Below are 21,295 nucleotides of genomic sequence, written 5' to 3'. Positions count from 1 at the left end.
GAGCGCAGCCGGGTCCTAGCCGACCAGCCGGCGGCGCTTCGTGGGGATGCCCCACTGCTGGCAGTGGCGCTCGGTGAACTCGGCCAGCCAGCGTTTGATGACCGAGGCGGTCAGGTCGCTGATGCGGTCCTCGGCGATGCCGGGGACGAGCAGCGCGAGGATCTCCAGGTGGTCCAGGCCGGCGCTCTGCAGCTGGGGGACCTGCTGGAACGTGCGGATGATGCCTTCGATGGTGCCCGGACCCAGTGCCGATCCCCGCTTGGTGTCGGCGGCGTAGCCCAGGCCAAGCTCGACCGGCTCGCTGACCTCCGACAGGAGCACGGCCGCCCGGGTGGCCTGCCCGCCGACAGCGTGCCGGCGGATCTCCTCGACGAAGCCGAGCAGGTTGGCGTGAAGCTGTCTGTACTGCGGGTCCTCGGACTTCCAGAGCAGGAACGGGTCTATGTAGAGAGGCAGATCCTCGCGCAGGTGAGGGACGACGAAGTCCACTTCGTCCTGCCGGATGACCAGGCCGAAGACGTCACTGAGGCGCGGATTGACCATACCCATGGCGGGATCAACCTCGTCGTCGTCCGTTGCCACGTCACCCTGCCTTCAGACTTTTCCGCGAAGCCACGCTAACGGAGAGTCCTGACACTTCTGCGCCCCACCCCACGCAGACGCATCCGCCGACCGGCTGTCGCGCGACTCTACGAACAATCCACCGAACACGTCGCGGATCCTGCTGGTCGCTATCGCGCTCCACCTGCACAGTCCGTGAGCGTATCTCGACGCGTCAGTCTCCGGTCGCGGTGGCGACACGCCGTCACCCTGCAATATCGCGGCCGCGTGTGCGGGTAGTCTGGACGGCTGCCCACCCGGCGGCTATGACCTCTGAAAAGGACGGCTGCCATGCCCGAGATCGGCCCGATGAACCAACCTGAGGACCGGGAGCCGATGCGACCGGTGTACCCGTTCAACGAGCCCGGTAGCTCAATTGCCTTGTACGAGGGACCGATCGTCGGCGTCGCCCCAGGCCCCCGGGTTGGCCGGATTGAGCTGAGCTGTCGACCCAACAATGGCCTGCGATGGCACATCCGACCCGAGGGGAGCGACGGCCGCGTCGATCCGAGGCCAGCGTCGCTGATGGTGCAAAGGCGCGGGGGCGATTGGACGGTTGAGGCCCACCGACGCAACCTCAGCGAGGGCTGGATCAACATGGCGAGGTTTTCGCTGCCGGATGCACGCCTGCGGCGAGTGATAGCTCACTGGATGAATCTGCCCAAGATCTCTGGACCGATCGGTTTGACCACATCGGACGCCGATGGGAGGCGCTGGTGGCTCGGACGCTGGAAGACAGAAGTCGACGGGTGGATCCTTACGATGGACGTTCGCCCCGACTACGCCGAAGCCATGGCGGAGGCACATACAACGCACCTTTACCTGATCACGCACGTCATGGAGATCCGCAGGGCGGACGACGGTGACTTTGACGTCGAGTCGGTCGAGCAACTGTTGGACTGCCTGCGGGTTACTTTCTCGTTCGCGTTTGGCAGATGGGTCGCCCCTGTATTGCCGGTCGGGTACGACGCCATCGGTGACGTCGTATGGGAGATGTGGACCTCTCCCATCTGCGATCCAGCAAAACGGATCCCATCAGCGTGGCTCTTCAAGGGACGCCCGGAGGACCTGACCGAACTGACCCGCAAGGCGTTACCGGCGTTCAGAGATCAGCGGCGACCGGGTTTCGCCCGATTCCAGATGTGTATGGCCATTCAAGCCGTCGAGTCCGGCTTTGTAGAGCAACGGATTTTGGCCGCGGCACCGGCGCTCGAACACCTCGCGTGGGCCAACCTCGTGTCCGGCCAGCGCTGGTCACGAGACGACTACAGCAACCGATATGCCGAAGACCGGCTGCGATTCCTCCTCCAGGAAGCACGCATCCCCACTGACATCGACTCGGTCATATTGCCCGCGCTAGCGAACTTCGCGCGCCCTGAAAGCCTTGACGGACCGACCGCCACGACCCGCGTACGCAATCGCCTAATCCATCCCCAGACGCCAGAGGACCAGATCTACCGCCACGATGGCCTGGTGCAGGATGCTTGGCTTCTCTCGCGCCACTACGTCACACTCCTCATCCTCCACTCCATCGGCTATCGAGGCTCGACGGTGAGCCTCGTACAACAGACTGGGTGGGAAGGCAACGCGGTACCCGTGCCCTGGGCCGACGGCGAAGCCCCGTGCCCCGAGCCCAGGATGCCGCCGATCAGACGAAACGGTCGCCGAGGGAATCGACCCAGTTGACGTTGAGGATCGTTACTCGGCGTGTGTCATCACTTGCACCTGGCATCTAGGTTGGCTCCGATCTTGTGGATCGCTCCCGCTGCGTTGCAATTCGGGCTGGGCTCTCCGGCGGCGGTCTCCGCTGTCCCCTCGGCCGGATCCATGGTTGGCCGACCATGCGTGTTAGCGTGGTTCCGCGCTCTCGCGGACCCCACCCGGGTGCAGATCGTGGAATACCTGGCCCGCCAGGCGCGTCCGATGCCGGTCGGGGAGATCGTCGCCGCGGTCGGGTTCGCCCAGTCGACGGTCTCGCAGCACCTCAAGGTCCTCACTGAGGTCGGCTTCGTGCGGGTCGAGCCGGTCGGCAACGCCCGCCACTACCGCATCAACCAGACCTGCGTGGACTGCTTCCCGTCGGCGGCCGACGTCGTCATGGGCCGCCCCGCACCGACTCCGACCGGAGGGTGCGAATGCTGATCCGCCCGATGAAGGACGTTGACGCCGACGCGGTGCTGCGCATCTACCAGGCCGGCCTCGACACCGGCAACGCCAGCTTCGAGGTGACCGCGCCGACGTGGGAGGCCTTCGACGCAGCCAGGCTGCCCGCGCACCGGCACCTCGCCGTCAGCGACGATGGCACGATCGTCGGATGGGTCGCGGTGTCCGCGGTTTCGGCGCGACCCGTCTACGCCGGTGTCGTCGAACACTCGGTCTACGTCGACCCAAACGCGCAAGGCAAGGGCGTCGCCAAGGCCCTGCTGATGGCGTTGATCGCCTCCACGGAAGCCGCCGGCATCTGGACGATCCAGTCCGGCATCTTCGAGGAGAACACTGCCAGTCTCGCCCTGCACCAACGGGCCGGCTTCCGGACGATCGGTACCCGCGAGCGAGTCGGCCGGCACCACGACCGATGGCGCGACGTCATCCTGCTCGAACGCCGCAGCCCCACCGTCACCTGACCATCGCGAACCCCGCCCGAGCCGGACTCCACCCAGCTGATTCGAACGATTTCTAGACAAGGAGCCATCGTGAGTACGTCACTCCACGACCTGCCCGTCGTGGTCATCGGCGGCGGCCCGGTCGGCCTGGCCGCCGCCGCACACCTGGCCGAGCGCGAGATCCCGTTCGTCGTCCTGGAGGCCGGCGACGCGCCTGCCGCTGCTGTCCGTCAGTGGGGCCATGTCCGGCTCTTCTCGCCGTGGCGCTACAACGTTGACGCCGCCGCGCGCAGGCTGCTCGCCGACGCCGGCTGGGTCGAACCCGACCTCGACGTCCTGCCGACCGGCGCGCAGCTCGCCGACGACTACCTGCGCCCACTGGCCGACCTACCCGCGCTCAAGCCGCACGTCCGCTACGACTCCCGCGTCATCGCCGTCACCCGGCAGGGCATGGACCGCGTCCGCACCGCCAACCGTGCGACAACCCCGCTGCTCGTCCGGCTCGCCAACGGCGACGACCTGCTGGCCCGCGCCGTGATCGACGCATCCGGCACATGGACCAACCCCAACGTCCTGGGCGCATCCGGGATCCCCGCGCACGGCGAAGGTGAGGCGGTCGCCTTCCTGGAGCACGCGCTGCCCGATGTCGCGGGCGCCGACCGCAACCGGTTCGCCGGCAAGCGCACCCTGGTCGTCGGCGCCGGACACTCCGCCGCCAACACCCTGCTCTCCCTCGCGGAGCTCGCCGGCCAGACGCCCGAAACGAGCGTGGTGTGGGCGATCCGATCGACCAGCCCGGCCCGCACCTACGGCGGCGAGGCCGACGACGCCCTCCCTGCTCGCGGCGCGCTCGGATCGCGGCTTCGCGCCCACGTCGAGGACGGCACCATCGAACTCGTCACCGGCTTCGCGGTCGAACACCTCGAAACAACCACGGACGACCGGGTACGCGTCTCCCACGGCGCCACAACCATCACGGCAGATCGGATCGTGTCGGCGACCGGCTTCCGCCCTGACCACACCTTCGTCTCCGAGCTGCGACTGGACCTCGACCCGATCCTGGGCTCCACCCGCGCGCTGGCGCCGCTGATCGACCCGAACGAACACTCCTGTGGCACGGTCCCACCGCACGGCGCTGACGAGCTCGCCCAGCCCGAACCTGGCTTCTACGCCATCGGCGTCAAGAGCTACGGACGCGCACCGACGTTCCTGCTGGCGACCGGGTACGAACAGGCTCGCTCGGTTGTCGCGGCGCTTGCCGGCGACTGGGAGGCCGCCCGCGACGTCCAGCTCGACCTGCCCGAAACCGGCGTCTGCAACAGCAACCCCGTCCTCGACAGCGACACCATCGCCGGCGGCAGCTGCTGCGACACCAGCGCCGCGCCGGCTACCGAGCCTGCCGCGCGCGGCCTCGCGACCGGGATCGACGGCGGGCTGCTACGCGCGCCCTTGACCCTCATCTCGGTCACCGAAGCGGGTAACTCCGACCAGGCCGGCACCTGCTGCGGCTGAGCCGATGTCGACACCGACGCGGATGGCCGCCGACCGCACGGTTGGCGGCCCCCTGCCGGCGTTCCACGGTTGGCGCATCGTCGCCGTCTTCGGGATCACCCAGACCATCGGCTACGGCACCCTCTACTACGCCTTCGCCGTGCTGCTCCACCCGATCGCCACCGAGCTGCACGCCTCACCGACCGCCGTCACCGGCGCGCTCACCACCGCGATCCTGGCCTGGGCCGCTGCGGCCGTACCCGTCGGGAAATGGCTCGACCGGCACGGCGGCCGCGCCCTCATGACCGCCGGCGCCGCGGCGGGCGCGGTGTTGCTCGTCGCCTGGTCGCAGGTCCGCACCGTCGGCCAGCTCTACCTCGTCTTCGCCGGCCTGGGCGTCGCGATGGCCATGGCCCTCTACGAGCCCGCGACCGCGGTCATCGTGTCCTGGTTCGATCCGGCGCGGCGGTCCCGTGCCGTGCTCGCCATGATCGTCGTCGCCGGGTTCGCCAGCACGATCTTCATGCCGCTGACCGGATACCTCGAAGACCACCACGGCTGGCGCACGACTCTGCTGATCCTGGCCGCCCTCTACGCGGCCACCGCCGTGCCGCTGCACGCCACCGTGGTCCGCCGACCACCCGGCGCGCACCCGAGCGAGCGAACCGACTCCGAATCAGCCCGTGCCGATAGCGTCCGGGCAGCACGCCGCGACCCGCGATTCTGGTTCCTCGCCGTCGCCTTCGTCGCACACAGCGCGGCGATGAGCACCATGACCGTGCACCTCGTCGGCTTCCTCTCCGACGCCGGCCACCCCGCCACGTTCGCAGCCACCATCGCCGGACTGCTCGGCGTCCTTTCCGTCACCGGCCGCCTGCTCCTCACCGGCGCCCAACGAAAAGTCCCGCTCACCGTGCTGGTCGCCGCCATCTTCACCATCCAGGCCCTCGCCGCGGTCACCCTCCCGCTCCTCGCCGGCACCCGCGTCGGCGCCGCCGTCGGCGTGACCGCCTTCGGCATCGGCTTCGGCGTCGCCAGCCTGGCGGCACCCGCCCTGTTGGCCGACCGTTACGGCACCACGGCGTACGCCACGATCGCCGGAACCCTCGCCACACCCGTGACGCTCGCGAAAGCGGGAGCACCCCTCGGCGCCGCCGCGCTGCTCGCCGTCAGCGGCGGCTACCCGCCCGTCCTGGCCGCAGTCGGCGCCGCCTGCCTCATCGCCGCGGCCGGCATCCTCGCCCGCGCCCGCGCACCAGCCCCGACTGTCGGCTGACCGCGGACTGGCAGAGCATGGTCGAGGCGTAGCCACCAGGTCACAATTGTTTGGTGCTCGTCGAACTGCGCTCCGTACTGGACTGCCCGAAGCTTGATCGCGTCGGCGGGACCGCCACGCTGCAGCGTCGGCGCATCATCATGGCTTCTGACCGTGCACTACCTTCGTTCGTTGCCTACTAGGGGTGATGGGTAAGCCGTGGATCGCACTACACGTCAAGCGATGATCTACGCGACGGCAACAGCAATTCCACTTGCCGCAATAGCCGCGCTCTTGTTGTACGGGTATGGCTCTCCGACCTCGGATACTGCCGAGGCGACCGAGTCGGCACGGCCGCAGGCCACCGGGCCGGTGTCGATGATCGCGCCGAATATCCCGTCCGCCGCTGCTGACGTGTGCAAGAGGTTGGTCTCCGCGCTTCCGGTGGCGTTGCGGGATCGGCAGCGGCGGCCTGTGACAGCTGGGCCGGAACAGAACGCCGCCTACGGCGATCCACCTATTACCTTGACTTGTGGAGTTAGTCCTGCCGCGTTCCCCTCCACCGACCAGCTCTGGCGGCTCGACGCCGTGTGTTGGCACCACCGTGACGACGGCGACGCCACGGTATGGACAACCGTCGACCGTCAAGTGCCGGTGCAAGTGCGGCTGCCGCGTAAGTACGAGCCGGCGACGCAATGGACGATCGGCTTCTCCTCGAGTGTGAGCACCAGTGTGCCTACGCTTCCAGCGGTGCCAAGCGGCTGTCGGCCGAACGTCACGAGTTGATCCAAAGTGGTGTCATGCCGTTCTCGGGCTACGTCTCAGCTGGCTTCGGAGAGACGTCATCGGCCCGATCCTGGCAGCCAGCGACGCGGGATAGGTTGCCGGCGAGGAGCCCGATCGCAACGCCCCGATCCCAACCGTGGTTGACGGAACCCATGGGTCCATCACGGCATTCCACGCGCGCAGAACAGACACAGCGAGAGTCACGGCCACGCCGAGCGCTGGTGCGCACCGCCTGTGGTTCCGCTGCACGGAGATCAACAGCCGAGGACTCGAACTTCGCGTTACCTCTCGTCACGATCGTGCTCTCAACTACCCTCTTCTCAACCGGCGCGATGACGAACCCCGGTGCGAGGACGGATCGGTGCCGGGGTTCGTCATCGCGCCTACTGGCCTGGATCGATCAGCACCGGCTCGCTCTCATCGGCCTGCGCCAGCAGCGCATCGATCTCTGGCTGGACAGCCGTGGGTGTTGGCCCGCGACTTCCTGACGTGATCACACCGTCAACGCCGGCATTCGAAACGATGCGATGGCATTGGACGTTCGCCCCGTTGGTGCGCGTTCTCCGAGCGGGCCGGCATTGACTCCTACGGAGGCGGCGACGCCCCGGCTTCTCCGTCTGGTTTGCCAGCGGCTAGGCGCCTTCGCAGCAGCAAGGCGGAAATCAGAAGGCCGGCACCAGCAACGTCGCCAGTAACGCAAGCAAGACCCGCAGCAGCGCCAAGGGCCAAGCGGCATCCCGGTCGATCACCAGCAGTGCCCACTGCCCGAGAGCAAGGACGACCCAACCACCGCCAAAGATGAAGCCTTACTTCGGCGTCTTTGTCGTCTGCCACCAGGGCCGCGAGGGTGGGGTCACGACCACCAGTCTGTCTGTCTCCGCCCGACCCCGGCGACCCCTGGCTCGTGAGTCTCCGCGCGAGGCGGGCGTGCCTCCTTAATGGACGGTTACTTGCCCATCCAGCCAATTGCGGATCGCACTTTGGCAACCGTCCTTCGGTCTACTGGTTGCCGACCTTGCCATCGAGCTTCTCTGCCAGCGCGGCCGCCGTGTCGGGGGCGTCCGTGACGGCTGCCCAGCCCTTACCCGTCACCGCGGTACCCCCGAATGCCGCGCCGGCGTCCACCCACGCCGTCCGGTTTTCGGCGGTGTCGAACACCGCCAGCGTGACCTCGCCACCCGCGAGCTGGCACCGGCCGGTTTCGTACGAGTACAGCTGGGTCCCTATCACTTTGCCCTTGCACCCAGCGGTCTTCATCAGGCTCGCGACCCGCAGCCGCTTGGTGGCTAGTTGCGGTGCCCCAGTTTCCAGCGCGGGCGTGCTGGCGGCACCAACGGTCCAGGTCGGGTCTGCTTGGTCATCGCTGATGCCACAGCCTGCGAGCGAGAGGGACACAGCAGCGAGCATGACGGCGGCCGTGGCGGGCGAGGTGTGTGAGGTCATCCGGGCAGGGTGCCAGCTGTCCATCCGTGATCGGCAGTCCACGGTCGAAAGGTCAGCCTTCAGGGGGCGAAATGATGTTTGTGTTGCCATGCACGTTTGTCCGCCAGCGGGCGTCGGATCCGATAAGGGTCGTCGTCAGATCCGGCGGCCAGGCAGAACATCGCAGCCACGGGTCTTAGAACCCTTAACCTCGATCATGGGGAGTGTGGGCGGGACGCGGTCGCCGTGGCAGTAGCCAGGCGAGGGGGAATGGGCGATGTCCGAGCAATCGGTGATCTTGACCCCGGACCAGCGGTTGCGCGTGTTCGTGAGTTCGTCGATGACCGAGCTGGCGCCGGAGCGGCAGGCCGTCGGCGCGGCGGTGCGGCGGCTGCGGCTGGTACCGGTGATGTTCGAGCAGGGCGCCCGGCCTCACCCGCCGCGGGACCTCTACCGGGCCTACCTCGAGCAGAGCCAGATCTTCATCGGCGTGTACGGCGAAAGCTACGGCTGGATCGCGCCGGGGGCCGACCGGTCCGGGCTTGCCGACGAGCTCGACCTGGCTCGCCCGCTCCCTCGGCTCATCTACGTCAAGGAGCCGGCGCCACGGCGGGATCCGCGGTTGGAGAGCCTTCTCGAGGCGGTCCGTTGTGCCGGCGACGTGTCCTACCGGCGTTTCAGCGATGCCCCGGAGCTGCGTTCGCAGGTCGAGGAGGACCTCGCGGTGCTGCTCTCCGAGCGTTTCTCGCCGACCCCGCCGGTGGCGTGGGCGGAGCCGGGCGGCGGCGTTCCCGCGGCGCTGAACCCGCTGGTTGGCCGCGCCGACGACCTGGCCGCTGTCGACGCGATGCTGGCGGACGATCATGTGCCGCTGGTCACCCTGATCGGCCCGGGCGGGATCGGGAAGACCCGGCTGGCCCTGGCGGCCACCGAGCGGGCAGTGGACCGGTTTCCGGACGGCGCTCGCTACGTCGACCTCTCAGCAGTGTCCGACCCGGAGCTCTTGGGTGAGGCGCTCGCCCGTGGAATGGGCGTGCGCACCTCGGGCAGTGTGCCCCCGGCGGCCGACATCGCGTCCTGGCTGCGCTACAAGCGCCTGCTGCTGGTCGTCGACAACTTCGAACAGCTCACCGACGCGGCGCCCAGGGTCGCCGAGATCCTGCGCGCGGCACCAGGCGTGACGGCGCTGGTGACCAGCCGGGCACCGCTGCGCGTGGCCGGCGAGTGGGTGTACGCCGTGCCGCCACTGCCGACGACAGCCGCCGATCCCGCGACCTCGCCCGCCGCGCAACTTTTCCTACAGCGGGCGCGGGCCGCCTCGGCCAGCTTCGCGCTGACCCCGGACAACGCCGCCGCGGTCGACGAGATCGCGCGTCGCCTCGACGGATTGCCGCTGGCCATCGAGCTCGCCGCCGCCAGGACCGTTCTGCTCTCGCCCGCCGCGATCCTCGACCGGCTCAGCGACCGGCTCGGCCTGCTCACCAGCGGCGCACGCGACATGCCCGACCGCCACCGCACGCTGCGCGACACCATCGCGTGGAGCTACAACCTGCTTGGCGCTGACGAGCGCGGCCTCTTCAACCGGTTCGGGGTCTTCGCCGGCACATGCGACTTCGCGGCGGTCGAGGCGGTCGCCGAACCGCACCGCGACCCGTTCGCCGGTGTCGAGTCGCTGGTCGAATCGAGCCTGCTCGTCCAGCGGGCCGGTCCCGACGGCGAGCCCCGGTTCACGATGCTCGACACCATCCGCGCCTTCGCGCGGGAGAAACTGCGGGACAGCGGTAACTGGGCGGCGGTGTCGGCCACGCACGCCGAGCATTACCTGCAGATGACCAAGGACATCGCGCCGGAGCTCAACACGTCCGCCGCGCCGAGGCTGCTGCGCCGGCTGGAGTTCGAACACGACAACGTGGTCGCGGCGATGGAGTGGTTCCACGCCCACGACGACCCTGCCGCGGCGCTGGAGATCATGTGGGCAACCTGGGTGTTCTGGTGGCGCACCGGACACGTCGAGCAGGGCAACCGATACATGTCCCAGATCCTCGCCCGTGCCGATCTGCTCGACGACGGGCAGATCGGCATGGCATTGATGTTGGCCGGCGGTGTGGCGCTGGTGTCAGGCCAGTCGGACCGCGCCGAGAGCATGCTGGAGCCGGCACTCCCGCGGCTACGGGCAAGTGGCCACGGCCCGCTCGCGGCGCTCGCCGCGGTGACGGTCGCCCAGCTCGCCCTCGAACGCGGGGAGCAGGATCGCGCCGACCGCTATCTGCGCGAGTGCCACAAGCTAGCTCCGCGTGCCGGCAGCGGCTGGGAGGCGAGCCTGTTCCACAGCCGACTCGCGCTGATCGCCATGCGCCAGGGCCGACTCGACGACGCCCACGACAACCTGCGCGCGGCCCTCGACAAGTCCGGCACCGACCAGCTCGCCATGGTCGTCGCCGAATACCTCTTCGCGATCTATGCGGTCACCCAGGGCCGCATCGACGAGACGCGCCAGCACCTCCTCAACGGGCTGTCGGTCACCACGGCCGCGGGCGACGAGGGCGGGCTCGGGACCTTCCTCGCCGCGATCGCGGATCTCGACACCCGCACCGGAGACCTCGAGCGGGCCGTCCGGCTGGCCGCCGCGGCACAGGCGCTGCACACGCCGTCGAACGAGATGTGGATGCGGGGATTCGTATCGCCGTGGCCCACCACCGGCCTCGACGCCGCCGCTGTCCGCGCACAGTTGGGCGCGGACACCTACGGCACCGCCTGGCGGGCCGGCGAACGACTCGGCACCCAAGAGGCGGTCCGCGAGGCCATCAGCGAGCGACCCCCACCGGAAGAGGGCGCTACCTGAACGAAGAGCGCTACCTGAACGACGACCTCCGCCAACGGTGTGGCTGCACCTTGGCGTCTATTGATCTATTGATTCAGAATTGAGGAACCGGCTGTCCTTGCCAGACCCGTGCCGCCGGTCGAACGGCCGCTGTTTCGTCGATGATATTGCGATCGGTCAGCTCGCGCACGTCATGAACCGACATCGCGGTCGAGGACCCGAGCGCCGCGATCGGCCGGGGTTTGGCTGAGATCTGCAGCCGCCAACATAACCCGCATATCACGCGACGTTTAACCAACAGACCCTTCGAGGTCGGGCCCGGCACGCTGGGGAGGGGTTGATAGCCGCCTGGAATGCGTAGAACATCCGAAACAGATCGTTGGTGCAGCCTGCCAAGATCGCTATTCGCCCTGGATCAATGCCATGATCGGGGTTGGGCAAAGATTGTCTAAGGGCAAGTCTGTTGTGTCGGGGATGATAACGGCCGGTCACGAATCGATGTCTCAGCCGGCACGATTGACGAAGGCATCCATCCCACACGCTGCCATCTCAAGAATCGAACATGAACATCTTAGGCTAGCAGATCAAACGAAGTCTATCAATGCTCGACATGTTGTGTCCGTTGGCGTTATCTTCATACGGGGACCAACCTGGAGGCCGGCATGGCGAACCAGAAACGGGCCGTGTCCACATTCATCGCCTACTACTATCCTGGCTGGCACCGGTCGTCGTGGAAAGACTTCGACGAGTGGGGCCTACTGGATGAGAAGCGGCCGTGTTTTCCTGGTCACGAGCCGCTCGATGGACCCTTGAGCGGTCCATACGACGACACATCCAAACCGGTTGTTGGCCAGCAGATGGCAACCGCTCAGCACTACGGCGTGGCGGCGTTCTCGTTCTTCTTCTACCACGCCACCGGTGGGTATGTTCTGGAGCAGCCCTTCGAGCACGCACTCGCCTTGTCCGCGGACTCGGCATTTAAAGTGTCTGCCACTTGGTGCCTGCGGCTCCCTCATCAGTATTTCCCGATTCCGCTGGGCGACGATGACGCTCCGATCGCGGTGCCCGAGTTACCTCAGGAGAAGGCCAGTGAGCCACTGAGCCTCCGCCGACTGATTCCTGAAGCTCTTCTAGACACTCCCGTCTCTGCATTGTGCGACTGGTTCGCACCCGCCAATGTAACGCCGGTCCAACGGGGAGCGCCCATGAGTATGGCTATGTCAATGGTTCCTCAAAAGCTCGTGCCGCGGGAGGTGCCTCGTGCGACCATCCGCCAGGTTGTCGACCTACTAACCGGCATTGCGGCCGACCCCGACGAGCTGGGTGGCTGGCCCCTTGCCAAGTTGGAGCGTCACCTTGGGCTGGTCGGGCTTTTGGACCTGCAGGTCCGGTCGTTGCTGTTGCTCATGGATCGCCTGCACCTGGAAGCCGAGGTGCTCGACACGCTCACGGCCGAGGACATCGTCCTCGCGTTTGAGGAGACGGACGACACGATCACAGCTCAGGACCTCAGGAGGCTCGCAGCGTTGGGGATGCGGGCGGCGAATGATCTCGAGGTACTCGAGACGGTCACCGTGGACGAACTCAAGGGCGCCATGTCGCTGGGTGGCATGAGTGTCTTTTCGCTCAGAGATATTCGTGCCGCGCTGGAGGGAATCGCGCACGACACGGCCGCGCGGGACACATAGTGGGTGCGACACAGCGCATCGTGAAGCTCGCTCCCGAGCAGGCTAGTCGGTTTTTCGACCAGTTTGCGCGTCGTTTTGTGGACAATCGTGGTTACCAGACCATTGCCGGACGCCCGCTCATCGCCGTCCTCAACCTCCCTGACTTTCAAGCCGCCTACGGGACGGACGGACTCGCTCTACTGATGAGTTTGCTGAGAGCCCGAGTCGAGGAGACTCTAGGAATAGATCCGTTCCTGGTCGGCCTGCTTCCCGATGGTAAGGACGCCAGTATCGACGTGGCGGCGCGGATGCCCTGTGATGCCATTACTGGATACGGACTCCTCCCGGACTGGGCCGGTCCTCCGCTTCAGCGATATGAAGAGCTTCTCGAGCAGCGAGTCGCCGAGTGGTACCGCATCCAACGACGGATAAGCGTGCCGTTCTTTCCAGTGGTCTGCGTCGGGTGGGATGCGAGTCGACGCGGAGCACACATCTCAGACCTCCGTTCGGTCCGCAGCTTTCCCTGGCGGCCAATCATCGTCGGCAGCAATCCAGCGGCGTTCGGTGTTTTTCTCGATGAAGCCGAACGCTTCCTTGACGCGACCGACCCACCCGTTCGGTGTGTCTACATCCACGCTTGGAACGAGTGGTCGGAGGGGTCTGCGGTTGAGCCAGGGACCCGTTGGTCGGACGACTTTTTGAAGGAAATCGAAAAGCGTAACCGGATACAGGTTCTGACAATGTGACGAGGACCGTTCTCACGTTCGATCGGGGGCAGAATGACGCGAGCAGGACCCACCGTACCGTGGACGATCATCGCCTACGACCTGAACGAGTATCCATTCCCCGCACTCGTCGCGCGGATCCTACGAACATCCGAGCTGGCCGGCCTGCGACCATCGGAGGATGTGCCGCTGCTTAGCCGTCAGATGGATCAAAGCACCGCGTTCCATCGCATGTTCTACGAGAATTTCGACGGCGAACTGCGGGCGGTCTACGAAGCGTTCATTGCGGAGGTCATCGCCGACGAACTCGGCGAGCCATTTTGCTTTCAGGCGGTTCCCACGTTCCGGGTGCACCTGCCCGGAAACGTTGCGGTGGGCGAGTTCCACCGTGACGCCGACTATCACCATCCGCCGGGCGAACTCAACTACTGGTTGCCTTTGACACCGGCGTGGGACTCCAACACCGTATGGATTGAGGTCCCGGGAACCGAGCGCCAACTGCCGGCTGCGGCCATGCCGGGTCAAGTCGTCCATTTCGACGCTCTAAATCTCAGACACGGCAACGTTCAGAACCAAACCGGGGTCACCCGGGTTAGTTTTGACTTCCGGTGCATCCCGTTGCGCCTTTATGCGGAATCCGAAGGTCGCTCGGTTAACACCGGGCGAAGATTCGCGATAGGCGAATATTATAAGCATTTGTGAGGCGGCATGACCACGTCCGACGACCCTGCCACCGACCGCCCTGTCTTCGTCGTGTACGTATACCCCGGTTGGCACTTGAGCGATTACCGCACAGTGGACGAGTGGGATCTTCTTGAGCGAGCTCCGCAGCTTTTCCCCGGCCATCGGCCGCCCGCGCGGCCATTAGACGGAACATACGACGATGCCCAGGACGGCACGGCAAGGCGCCAACTCATGCTCGTCGCGGGTAGTGGAATATCGGCGCTCTCGTACTTCACCTACTTCTCCGGCGAACGACTAATCATGAATATTCCTTGGCAAAAGGCGATGCAGCAGGCGCCGACGGTTGAAGGCGTCCGACTGGCGATGACCCTATGTGTGCGTCTGCCGCACCCGACCTTTCCGGTTGGACCGGTACCCGCGCTTGCTGATGGCGTGGAGTTCGATCGACCGCCAGATGCTGACGACACGGGGTTGCTCGACCGCGATCTATCCACGCTGGGCCCGGGTGAACTCCATGCGATACTGGCGGCAATTGCGAGCCCCAAGACAGCGGCTCGGTAGGGTCGCGATTGTGTCCGGTACCACTCGCGTGTCGCCCAGTCGCGTCCCTCGGTTGACCAGTCGCAATCTGGAGCAGTTCATCGACTACTGGTCGGTGCAGGTGCGGTCGGACCGGTACTTACGCATCGACGGACGCCCGGTGCTGCAGTTGCTGAACCTCACCGATCTCTCGGACCTGTTCGGGGATCAGCGCGTTCCGATCATCGTGGAGATTCTACGGTCGCTAGCGCGCCGCCGCGCCCTCGACCCATATCTTGTCGGTGTGATAGGCCAAATCGATGAGCGCAATGCGGCCGCCTGTCGCCGGCTGGCGCTGGATGCGGTGACCGGGTATGGGCTGCTTCCCACCTGGCTTGGGGCCAGTATTCAGCGATACTCGGAACTAATCGACATCCGGGTACGCGAGTGGTATCAGTTCCAAGCCGACATCCCGATACCGTTCTACCCGGTAGTCTGCGCCGGATGGGATGCCTCGCCGCGCGGCATCCCCGTGGAGGAGTACCGCGACAATCTCGGATACCCGTACTCGCCAGTCGTCGTGGGGGAGTCGCCCAGCTTGTTCCACCGGTTTGTCGACGAGGCGCGGCTCTTCAACGCCGCCCATCCCCCGCGCGAGAACGTGATATTCGTTCATGCACTCAATGAATGGACGGAGGGATCCGTGATCGAACCGAGTGACCGTCATGGGTTCGGTTATCTGGAGGTGCTCCGCACGGCGACCGTCACCACCGCTGCCCAAGCCCGGCGCGGCGACCGATCTCCTACGTCGTCATGAACGTCTTGGGTCTAACAGGCGGCCCCCATACGCTGCTCGACGATTACCGAACGGTCCCGCACCTTGACGGCTATTGGCACGACGCCGCCGCGGCTTTGATCGTCGACGGCGTCCTCCGCTCGGCGCACGAGGAGGAGCGGCACACGCGCGTAAAGAACACCAGCGTCTTCCCGGCAAACTCAGTCGCGGCCTGCATGTCAGACGCGGGGATCGCAGCAGACGGACTCGACGCCGTCGCTGTGTACTTCACCGAGGCGTACTGGCGCAGGTATCTGAATCTGGTCAGACACTACGTGCCCGACTTCGCCTTCCTCGATCCGCGTGCGCTGATCCGTCAACGCCTGCGCGAAGTGCTCGGTGATGAGGTCTGCGCCCCGTTGCACTTCGTCGACCACCACCTCTGTCATGGATACAGCGCCTTGGCTTATTCCGGTTACCAGGACTGCCTCGTGCTCACTTTGGATGGCGCCGGCGATGAGGAAGCCGGGCGACTCGTACGTGTCAGGGACCGTCGGCAGGAGACACTCCATACGGTTTCCTTAGACAACAGCCTCGGTGGACTGTACCTGCATGTGACCAAGCACCTCGGCTACGGACAGTTCGACGAGTACAAGGTGATGGGCCTGGCGAGCTATGGCGACCCCAACCAGCTGGCCGACGACCTCGGAATGGTCCGGCTCAAAGAGGCAGGGCGATTCGAGGTCGAGTGGTCGTTCGTCGACAAGCTGGAGTCTGTGCTCCCGGCTCGCCGCCGGCACGAGCCGATCACGCAAGATCACGCGGACCTCGCCGCGTGCGTCCAGCGAGCGCTCGAAGGGGCGGTGCTGCACCTGCTGCAGTGGCACTGCGCTGAGGACGGATCGGACCGACTCTGCTTCGCCGGTGGCGTCGCTCACAACTCGACGTTGAATGGGGTTATCGAAGCGTCAGGCCTAGTCCGTAGCCTCTTCGTGCCGCCCGGCGCGCACGACGGGGGCTGCTCGATTGGGGCGGCCACGGCAACGTACCTGCGGGCACATCCACGCAGCCGCAGCACTCGAATGGCATCGGCCTACCTGGGCACGGCGATTCCCAAAGCTACAGCTGACGAGCTGGTACCCAAGTCCCTGCACCGCTTTCTGTCATTGGTCGACCTAACCACATTGGACAATCCTGTTGCGTCGTTAGCAGCGCGGCTCGCGGCCGGCGAAGTGATCGGTGTCGCCCGTGGACGCGCCGAGTTCGGTCCGCGCGCCTTAGGAAATCGCAGCATCTTGGCGGATCCCCGGCAGGCGGCGATGCGTGACCGGATCAACTCGATGATCAAGTCCAGGGAGGGCTACCGACCGTTCGCCCCGGTCGTCGCTGCTGAGGACGCATCCCGCTACTTCGTTCTCAACGGTGCCGTCGAGGACTACAGCTTTATGTCGAGTCGCGTTACCGTACGCAACGAGTTCAGGCACGCACTGGCCGCCGTCACGCACGTCGACGGCTCGGCCCGTCTGCAAACAGTGAGCCGCGACCAGAATCCGTGGCTGTGGCGTCTACTGCACGCCTTCAAGCGACACAGCGGCCTTCCCATCCTCCTCAACACCAGCCTGAACGTGAGCGCCGAGCCTATCGTCGATAGTGTGGAGGATGCGCTGCTCTGCTTGCTCACGAGTGGACTGTCAGGCCTCGTCCTAGGGGAGTTGGCGGTGACGCCGACAAGACAGTTCGCCGTTGAGGATTTCGAGTGGGTGCCGATGCCCGGGGTCAGACTCCTCGCGCAGTGGGCTCCTGCACAAGCCAAGGCCGCATGGGCGTTGGAGAAGACGGGGCCGCGCCGGTTTACGAGCGCGATCAGTGGCGAGGTCGCCAGCCTGTTGCTCCAACATTTAGAGCCAATGCCGTTCGATGATGGAGTGGCGGCAGAGATCGAGCAGCTCTGGCGAACTCGGTATGTGCGACCGGTGATGTGATCGACGTCTGTTGGGGGACCTAAATGCCTGGCACGATGTGTGTACTTCCCTGGCTACAAATGATTGTCCGCGCAGACGGCCAAGTGCAGGTGTGCAACCGGATGAGTGGCTTCGTGGAAAACGAGCGCCGCCCCGTTAACGTCTCGACTGCCAGCCCCACGGATATCTGGAACGCTCGCGGCCTTGTCGAGATGCGTCACCGGATGCTCACGGGCGAGCGGGTAGATGCGTGCAGCGAGTGCTACCTGCTCGAGGAGCGCGGCGCGGAAAGCCTGCGCCTGGAGATGCTCCGCCGTTGGGAGGCCGGCTTCTTGAACGAAGGGCGGCACACGCTCGAGGTCTTTATGGCCGAACGCAGACCAACCGCCACAGACGGTCCGCGGTGGATACAGGGAGATCTTGGGAACCGCTGCAACCTGGCCTGCCGCATGTGCAACAGCGGCGCGAGCAGCAAGATTCTCCACGACCCCGTGCACGGGCGGTGGTCGGGACCCGCGCTGGACGCCACCCGACAGACTGACGCCTGGTATGGCGATCCCGTCCTTCTCGCTGGCTTGCTCACTAGCGCACCCGACCTTCGGCAGCTCCACATCATCGGCGGAGAGCCGACTCTCATGACCGAGATCGACGAAGTTCTCGACCTCGTGGTTCAGACTGGCCGGGCCCCCCAGATCGAGTTGAGTTTTCATACGAACGCATCCCGGCCCAGCGCACCGTGGTTCAAATGGTTCGCCCACTTCCGGGCCGTGGTGGCGTACATCAGCGTCGACGGCGCTGAGGAGGACTACGAGTACATTCGCTACCCAGCAAAATGGCCACGGTTCACCAAGAACCTGGAGCAATTACTCACTGTGGAAGGCTTGGAGGTCAGGGCCCACGTCGTCGTCCAGGCGTACAACGTGTTACGGATCGGCCGGTTGCTGGCCTTCCTGGAACAGCATGGCGTCCGGGTGGACATCCATCTGCTCGCGGAGCCCGCGTACCTAGACGTACAAGTGTTACCGCCCTCGGCTCGCCGATTGGCACGTGAGCGTATCGCCACGTACGCCGACGTGACTGCCGACGCTGACCTGCGGGGCAAGTTGCTCGGCATCTGTGAGTACCTTTCTGCAGAGCACGTCCAGTCGCCCGAGGTTGCGATGTTCATGACGTTCACCAATGACATCGACGCCAGCCGGCGGCAAAATATCCGCATTTCGAACCCCGAACTTGTCGCTGCGTACGACGCGGATGGCATGCCTTGGCAGACCACTTACAGGCACGCCGACCGTCCCAAAGGCGATGGCGGCTGATCGTCGCCATGGACGATTGCGGTCGACTTGTGTCGGCAGGTCGACCGCTGCCCAACTGGCATCGGGAAGCATCAGGGGTTGACCTGCTGACAGCGGCGGCGTCGTGGCGTTTGCCCCGCTAGGCCTGCGGGTGGGGCGGACAGACCCCACACCGGCCTTAAGCGATCTCGGCCGGTTCCGGATACTGGTCTCGCGGGCCTCGGCGATGTCATCCACAAACCTTCGCCGGGGCCCGCCGCACGCACCTCGATCGCACGTCCAGTGGTCAGACAGCGGCGCCCTGGCGTGGTGTTGGAGCAGCGACAAGGGTCACGGCCATGGCCGCGGCGCGGGCTGCCGGGACCACCACGGTGCTTACCTGCTCGATTCGAAACCCAACGACGGGTACGGCCGGGGCGCGCGGCAAATCATGGACCGAGTCGGCTCGGGCGCGGAGATCACTACGAGGCAGCGAGTCACGCGTCTCGCAGTCTCAGAGCGAGTAGCCCGACCACCAGAGCGCCGGCCGACCACAGGCCCAGGACGCCTAGGCCCTGCCACGGCCCGATCAGTAGCCTATCCAGTGGGGGCCAGCGGCTTTCCGCTCAAGGACGTCACGGCTGAGCGCCTGTTCGACGCCGTCCGGGTCGTCGCAGCCGGCGAAGCGCTTCTCGCGCCGAGGGTGACCCGGCGACTGATCGGGGAGTTCGCCCGGCTGCCCCCGCGCTCGCCCCGACACCTGGGCCCGCTCGCCTCCCTTACGCCGCGCGAGACCGATGTACTGCGGCTCATGGCCGAGGGGCTGTCCAACCCGGAGATCGCCAAAAGGCTTGTGGTCAGCGACGAAACCGTGAAGACCCACGACAGCCGCCTGCTGGGCAAACTTGCCTGCGGGACAAGACACAGGCCGTCATCGTGGCGTACGAAACTGGCCTGGTCTTCCCCCGCGGCAATCGTGATTGACGGCCCCCAGGCTCGGCTCGCGCGTTCTACCGACGCGCCTACCTCCGGTGGATCGACGGCACGAAACGCCAACCCGGCCAACGATCTCATCGCGTCGCCGAAATGACCAACCTCCTTGAAGCCGGGCATCAAGGAACGCACAAGACAGCTGAGAGTCGACGCCTCGCGCGCCCTGCCGCTGGCTAACGGGTTCGCCGTTGCCCGGCTTCCAACGGATTCCAAGCCAACGCCAAGCGGTGGGACAGGGTCGCCAAGCTGACGCCATCGCGTTCAACAAGTCACTCCCAAGCGCTGTCATCGATGCTCAGCACGCGGCACCGAACGCTGGAGTTCCGAACCTCGAGGAGGACAAGGTGACTGGGCCCGTGGAATTCGACACAGCACGTGGCGAGTTGATCGGCCATCCCCTCTACGCGCAAATCACCAGCGAGGATCGCTTGAGGATCTTCATGAAGCACCACGTGTTCGCCGTGTGGGACTTCTTCACCCTTCTCAAGCGTCTACAGGCAGAGGTGACAACGGTGACGTTGCCCTGGCGGCCTCGCGGGCGCGCCGACCATGGCCGGTTCATCCTGGAGATTGTGCTCGCGGAGGAGACCGACGAGGACATCGGCGGTGGATACATCAGCCACTTCGAGCTCTATCGGCGGGCGATGGACGAGATCGGTGCCGACGCACGCCCGATCGACGAGTTCTTGGCAGCCCTCGACAGCGGCCTCGCCCCGCTGTCAGCGCTCAAGGAGGCTAACATTCCTCCGAGTGTCAGGGAGTTTGTGGGGCACACGCTCGACGTCGCGATGAACGGTGCCCCGCACGAGGTGGCGTCATCCTTCTGCCACGGTCGGGAGAACCTCCTGCCGGACGTGTTCTCCGCAGTCCGCGCCAATGTGGACGATGTGCTTGCCAATGCGCCGGTGTTCCGCCACTACTTGGACAGGCACATCGCCCTCGATCACGATGAGCACGGCCCACTCGCCCTGCGCCTGCTCGCGTCGCTGTGCGACGGAGACCCGGTTTCCAAGGCCGAAGCCGATTCCGTGAGTGTGGCCGCGATCCGGGCACGCACCCTCTTGTGGGACGGTGTGCTTGCCGAGTTCGACGACGCTCACGGGGCCACCGGAGCTGCCTGACACAGCCGGCGTTCGGATGACGGAAAGGCAGGTGCCTTGGCATGGGTGCTCGTGAAGCTCAGCTGGTGGAGTTGGTCGACGGGAACGGTGTGGCCACGGGTTCCTGCACGGTCGCCGAGGCGCACGCCGCGCCAGGCCGGCTGCATCGGGCGTTCTCTGTGGTGCTGCTGGACGGTGCGGGGCGCGTGCTCGTGCAACAGCGGGCTGCGGTGAAGACTAGGTTCGCGGGGCGCTGGGCCAACGCGTGTTGCGGTCACCCGGCGCCCGGCGAGACCGTGCGGGACGCTGCCTCCCAGCGCCTGATGGAGGAGATCGGCTTACAAGGGGTGACGCTGCACGAGGCTGGGGTGTATCCATACCGGGCGGAAGATCCGCGGACTGGCCGGGTCGAGCACGAGTACGACCACGTCGTGATCGGTCGGGTGCAAGCGGACCCGCGCTTTCGGCTCGATCCCGCTGAGGTCGCCGATGTCCGTTGGCTCCCATTGGACCGCTTGCGCGCGGATCTCGAAGACAACGCAGATCGTTATTCCCCCTGGCTAAATGGCGTGCTGGCCGTGGCAGCCGGCGTTGCGGCACGCAAGCCCTGACCGTAGCCGGC

At 66.0% G+C, this 21,295-nt stretch carries 20 protein-coding genes; 18 read left to right on the top strand and 2 right to left on the bottom strand.

Going from position 1 to position 21,295, the window contains the following annotated elements:
• Window positions 1-15: 15 nt before the first annotated feature.
• Window positions 16-582 (bottom strand): DUF8370 family protein, encoded by a 567-nt coding sequence (locus DFJ67_RS35175; RefSeq protein ID WP_147315735.1) that lies wholly within the window; start codon window positions 580-582, stop codon window positions 16-18.
• A 309-nt stretch (window positions 583-891) separates the two neighbouring features.
• Between DFJ67_RS35175 and DFJ67_RS35170 the strand changes: the two genes are divergently transcribed.
• From DFJ67_RS35170 to DFJ67_RS44820, 7 genes are all read left to right on the top strand, one after another.
• Complete coding sequence (locus DFJ67_RS35170; RefSeq protein WP_147315734.1) at window positions 892-2,286, top strand: YopA family protein; 1,395 nt, start codon at window positions 892-894, stop codon at window positions 2,284-2,286.
• 159 nt (window positions 2,287-2,445) lie between these two features.
• Window positions 2,446-2,742 carry an ArsR/SmtB family transcription factor gene (locus DFJ67_RS35165; protein ID WP_239097106.1) on the top strand — a complete coding sequence of 99 codons (297 nt, stop codon included), beginning with the start codon at window positions 2,446-2,448 and terminating at the stop codon, window positions 2,740-2,742.
• Between the two features lie 8 nt (window positions 2,743-2,750).
• The gene (locus DFJ67_RS35160; protein ID WP_239097105.1) at window positions 2,751-3,224 is read left to right on the top strand and encodes a GNAT family N-acetyltransferase; all 474 of its coding nucleotides are present in this window, start codon (window positions 2,751-2,753) and stop codon (window positions 3,222-3,224) included.
• A 66-nt stretch (window positions 3,225-3,290) separates the two neighbouring features.
• Window positions 3,291-4,715 (top strand): FAD-dependent oxidoreductase, encoded by a 1,425-nt coding sequence (locus tag DFJ67_RS35155; protein WP_203783467.1) that lies wholly within the window; start codon window positions 3,291-3,293, stop codon window positions 4,713-4,715.
• Between the two features lie 4 nt (window positions 4,716-4,719).
• The gene (locus tag DFJ67_RS35150; protein WP_116072981.1) at window positions 4,720-5,970 is read left to right on the top strand and encodes an MFS transporter; all 1,251 of its coding nucleotides are present in this window, start codon (window positions 4,720-4,722) and stop codon (window positions 5,968-5,970) included.
• Window positions 5,971-6,023: 53 nt separating this feature from the next.
• Entirely contained in the window at window positions 6,024-6,152 is a 129-nt protein-coding gene (locus DFJ67_RS44490; protein WP_275407641.1) for a hypothetical protein, read from the top strand.
• Window positions 6,153-6,192: 40 nt separating this feature from the next.
• Window positions 6,193-6,735 carry a DUF3515 family protein gene (locus DFJ67_RS44820; RefSeq protein WP_116072979.1) on the top strand — a complete coding sequence of 181 codons (543 nt, stop codon included), beginning with the start codon at window positions 6,193-6,195 and terminating at the stop codon, window positions 6,733-6,735.
• Between the two features lie 999 nt (window positions 6,736-7,734).
• Here DFJ67_RS44820 and DFJ67_RS35140 read toward each other — a convergent pair.
• Window positions 7,735-8,178 (bottom strand): hypothetical protein, encoded by a 444-nt coding sequence (locus tag DFJ67_RS35140; RefSeq protein WP_116072977.1) that lies wholly within the window; start codon window positions 8,176-8,178, stop codon window positions 7,735-7,737.
• Between the two features lie 256 nt (window positions 8,179-8,434).
• Between DFJ67_RS35140 and DFJ67_RS35135 the strand changes: the two genes are divergently transcribed.
• The 11 genes from DFJ67_RS35135 (at window position 8,435) to idi (ending at window position 21,284) form a co-directional block, all read left to right on the top strand.
• Entirely contained in the window at window positions 8,435-10,999 is a 2,565-nt protein-coding gene (locus DFJ67_RS35135) for an ATP-binding protein (protein ID WP_116072975.1), read from the top strand.
• A gap of 641 nt (window positions 11,000-11,640) precedes the next feature.
• Entirely contained in the window at window positions 11,641-12,666 is a 1,026-nt protein-coding gene (locus DFJ67_RS35130) for a glycoside hydrolase family 99-like domain-containing protein (RefSeq protein ID WP_116072973.1), read from the top strand.
• A 20-nt stretch (window positions 12,667-12,686) separates the two neighbouring features.
• Window positions 12,687-13,391, top strand: coding sequence for a glycoside hydrolase family 99-like domain-containing protein (locus tag DFJ67_RS35125; RefSeq protein ID WP_147315733.1), 705 nt, complete (start codon window positions 12,687-12,689; stop codon window positions 13,389-13,391).
• Between the two features lie 33 nt (window positions 13,392-13,424).
• Window positions 13,425-14,072, top strand: coding sequence for a streptomycin biosynthesis protein StrG (locus tag DFJ67_RS35120; RefSeq protein ID WP_147315732.1), 648 nt, complete (start codon window positions 13,425-13,427; stop codon window positions 14,070-14,072).
• A 6-nt stretch (window positions 14,073-14,078) separates the two neighbouring features.
• Window positions 14,079-14,615: a glycoside hydrolase family 99-like domain-containing protein gene (locus tag DFJ67_RS35115; RefSeq protein ID WP_116072967.1), complete on the top strand. Its 537-nt coding sequence runs from the start codon at window positions 14,079-14,081 to the stop codon at window positions 14,613-14,615.
• Window positions 14,616-14,667: 52 nt separating this feature from the next.
• Window positions 14,668-15,390, top strand: coding sequence for a glycoside hydrolase family 99-like domain-containing protein (locus tag DFJ67_RS35110; RefSeq protein ID WP_170216120.1), 723 nt, complete (start codon window positions 14,668-14,670; stop codon window positions 15,388-15,390).
• On the top strand, window positions 15,387-17,330 hold the full coding sequence (locus DFJ67_RS35105; RefSeq protein ID WP_116072962.1) for a carbamoyltransferase family protein: 1,944 nt from the start codon (window positions 15,387-15,389) through the stop codon (window positions 17,328-17,330). Before DFJ67_RS35110 ends, DFJ67_RS35105 begins: the two co-directional genes overlap by 4 nt.
• A 23-nt stretch (window positions 17,331-17,353) precedes the next feature.
• Complete coding sequence (locus DFJ67_RS35100; protein WP_116072960.1) at window positions 17,354-18,622, top strand: twitch domain-containing radical SAM protein; 1,269 nt, start codon at window positions 17,354-17,356, stop codon at window positions 18,620-18,622.
• A gap of 562 nt (window positions 18,623-19,184) precedes the next feature.
• Entirely contained in the window at window positions 19,185-19,670 is a 486-nt protein-coding gene (locus tag DFJ67_RS44485) for a LuxR C-terminal-related transcriptional regulator (protein ID WP_409362899.1), read from the top strand.
• Window positions 19,671-19,929: 259 nt separating this feature from the next.
• Window positions 19,930-20,694, top strand: coding sequence for a DUF3050 domain-containing protein (locus DFJ67_RS35090; RefSeq protein ID WP_203783457.1), 765 nt, complete (start codon window positions 19,930-19,932; stop codon window positions 20,692-20,694).
• Between the two features lie 41 nt (window positions 20,695-20,735).
• Window positions 20,736-21,284: an isopentenyl-diphosphate Delta-isomerase gene (idi, locus tag DFJ67_RS35085; protein ID WP_203783456.1), complete on the top strand. Its 549-nt coding sequence runs from the start codon at window positions 20,736-20,738 to the stop codon at window positions 21,282-21,284.
• Window positions 21,285-21,295 lie beyond the last annotated feature (11 nt).

This window comes from Asanoa ferruginea, from assembly GCF_003387075.1.
GTDB lineage: Bacteria > Actinomycetota > Actinomycetes > Mycobacteriales > Micromonosporaceae > Asanoa > Asanoa ferruginea.
This window is presented reverse-complemented; position numbering and strand designations above follow the sequence as displayed.

Excerpts from the sequence above, each read along its gene's own strand:
- DFJ67_RS35160 (WP_239097105.1), top strand. The coding sequence starts at position 2,751 with ATGAAGGACGTTGACGCCGACGCGGTGCTGCGCATCTACCAGGCCGGC.
- DFJ67_RS35150 (WP_116072981.1), top strand. The coding sequence starts at position 4,720 with ATGTCGACACCGACGCGGATGGCCGCCGACCGCACGGTTGGCGGCCCC.
- idi (WP_203783456.1), top strand. The coding sequence starts at position 20,736 with ATGGGTGCTCGTGAAGCTCAGCTGGTGGAGTTGGTCGACGGGAACGGT.
- DFJ67_RS35115 (WP_116072967.1), top strand. The coding sequence starts at position 14,079 with ATGACCACGTCCGACGACCCTGCCACCGACCGCCCTGTCTTCGTCGTG.
- DFJ67_RS35100 (WP_116072960.1), top strand. The coding sequence starts at position 17,354 with ATGCCTGGCACGATGTGTGTACTTCCCTGGCTACAAATGATTGTCCGC.
- DFJ67_RS35130 (WP_116072973.1), top strand. The coding sequence starts at position 11,641 with ATGGCGAACCAGAAACGGGCCGTGTCCACATTCATCGCCTACTACTAT.
- DFJ67_RS44820 (WP_116072979.1), top strand. The coding sequence starts at position 6,193 with ATGATCTACGCGACGGCAACAGCAATTCCACTTGCCGCAATAGCCGCG.
- DFJ67_RS35105 (WP_116072962.1), top strand. The coding sequence starts at position 15,387 with ATGAACGTCTTGGGTCTAACAGGCGGCCCCCATACGCTGCTCGACGAT.
- DFJ67_RS35135 (WP_116072975.1), top strand. The coding sequence starts at position 8,435 with ATGTCCGAGCAATCGGTGATCTTGACCCCGGACCAGCGGTTGCGCGTG.
- DFJ67_RS35140 (WP_116072977.1), bottom strand. The coding sequence starts at position 8,178 with ATGACCTCACACACCTCGCCCGCCACGGCCGCCGTCATGCTCGCTGCT.
- DFJ67_RS35120 (WP_147315732.1), top strand. The coding sequence starts at position 13,425 with ATGACGCGAGCAGGACCCACCGTACCGTGGACGATCATCGCCTACGAC.
- DFJ67_RS35170 (WP_147315734.1), top strand. The coding sequence starts at position 892 with ATGCCCGAGATCGGCCCGATGAACCAACCTGAGGACCGGGAGCCGATG.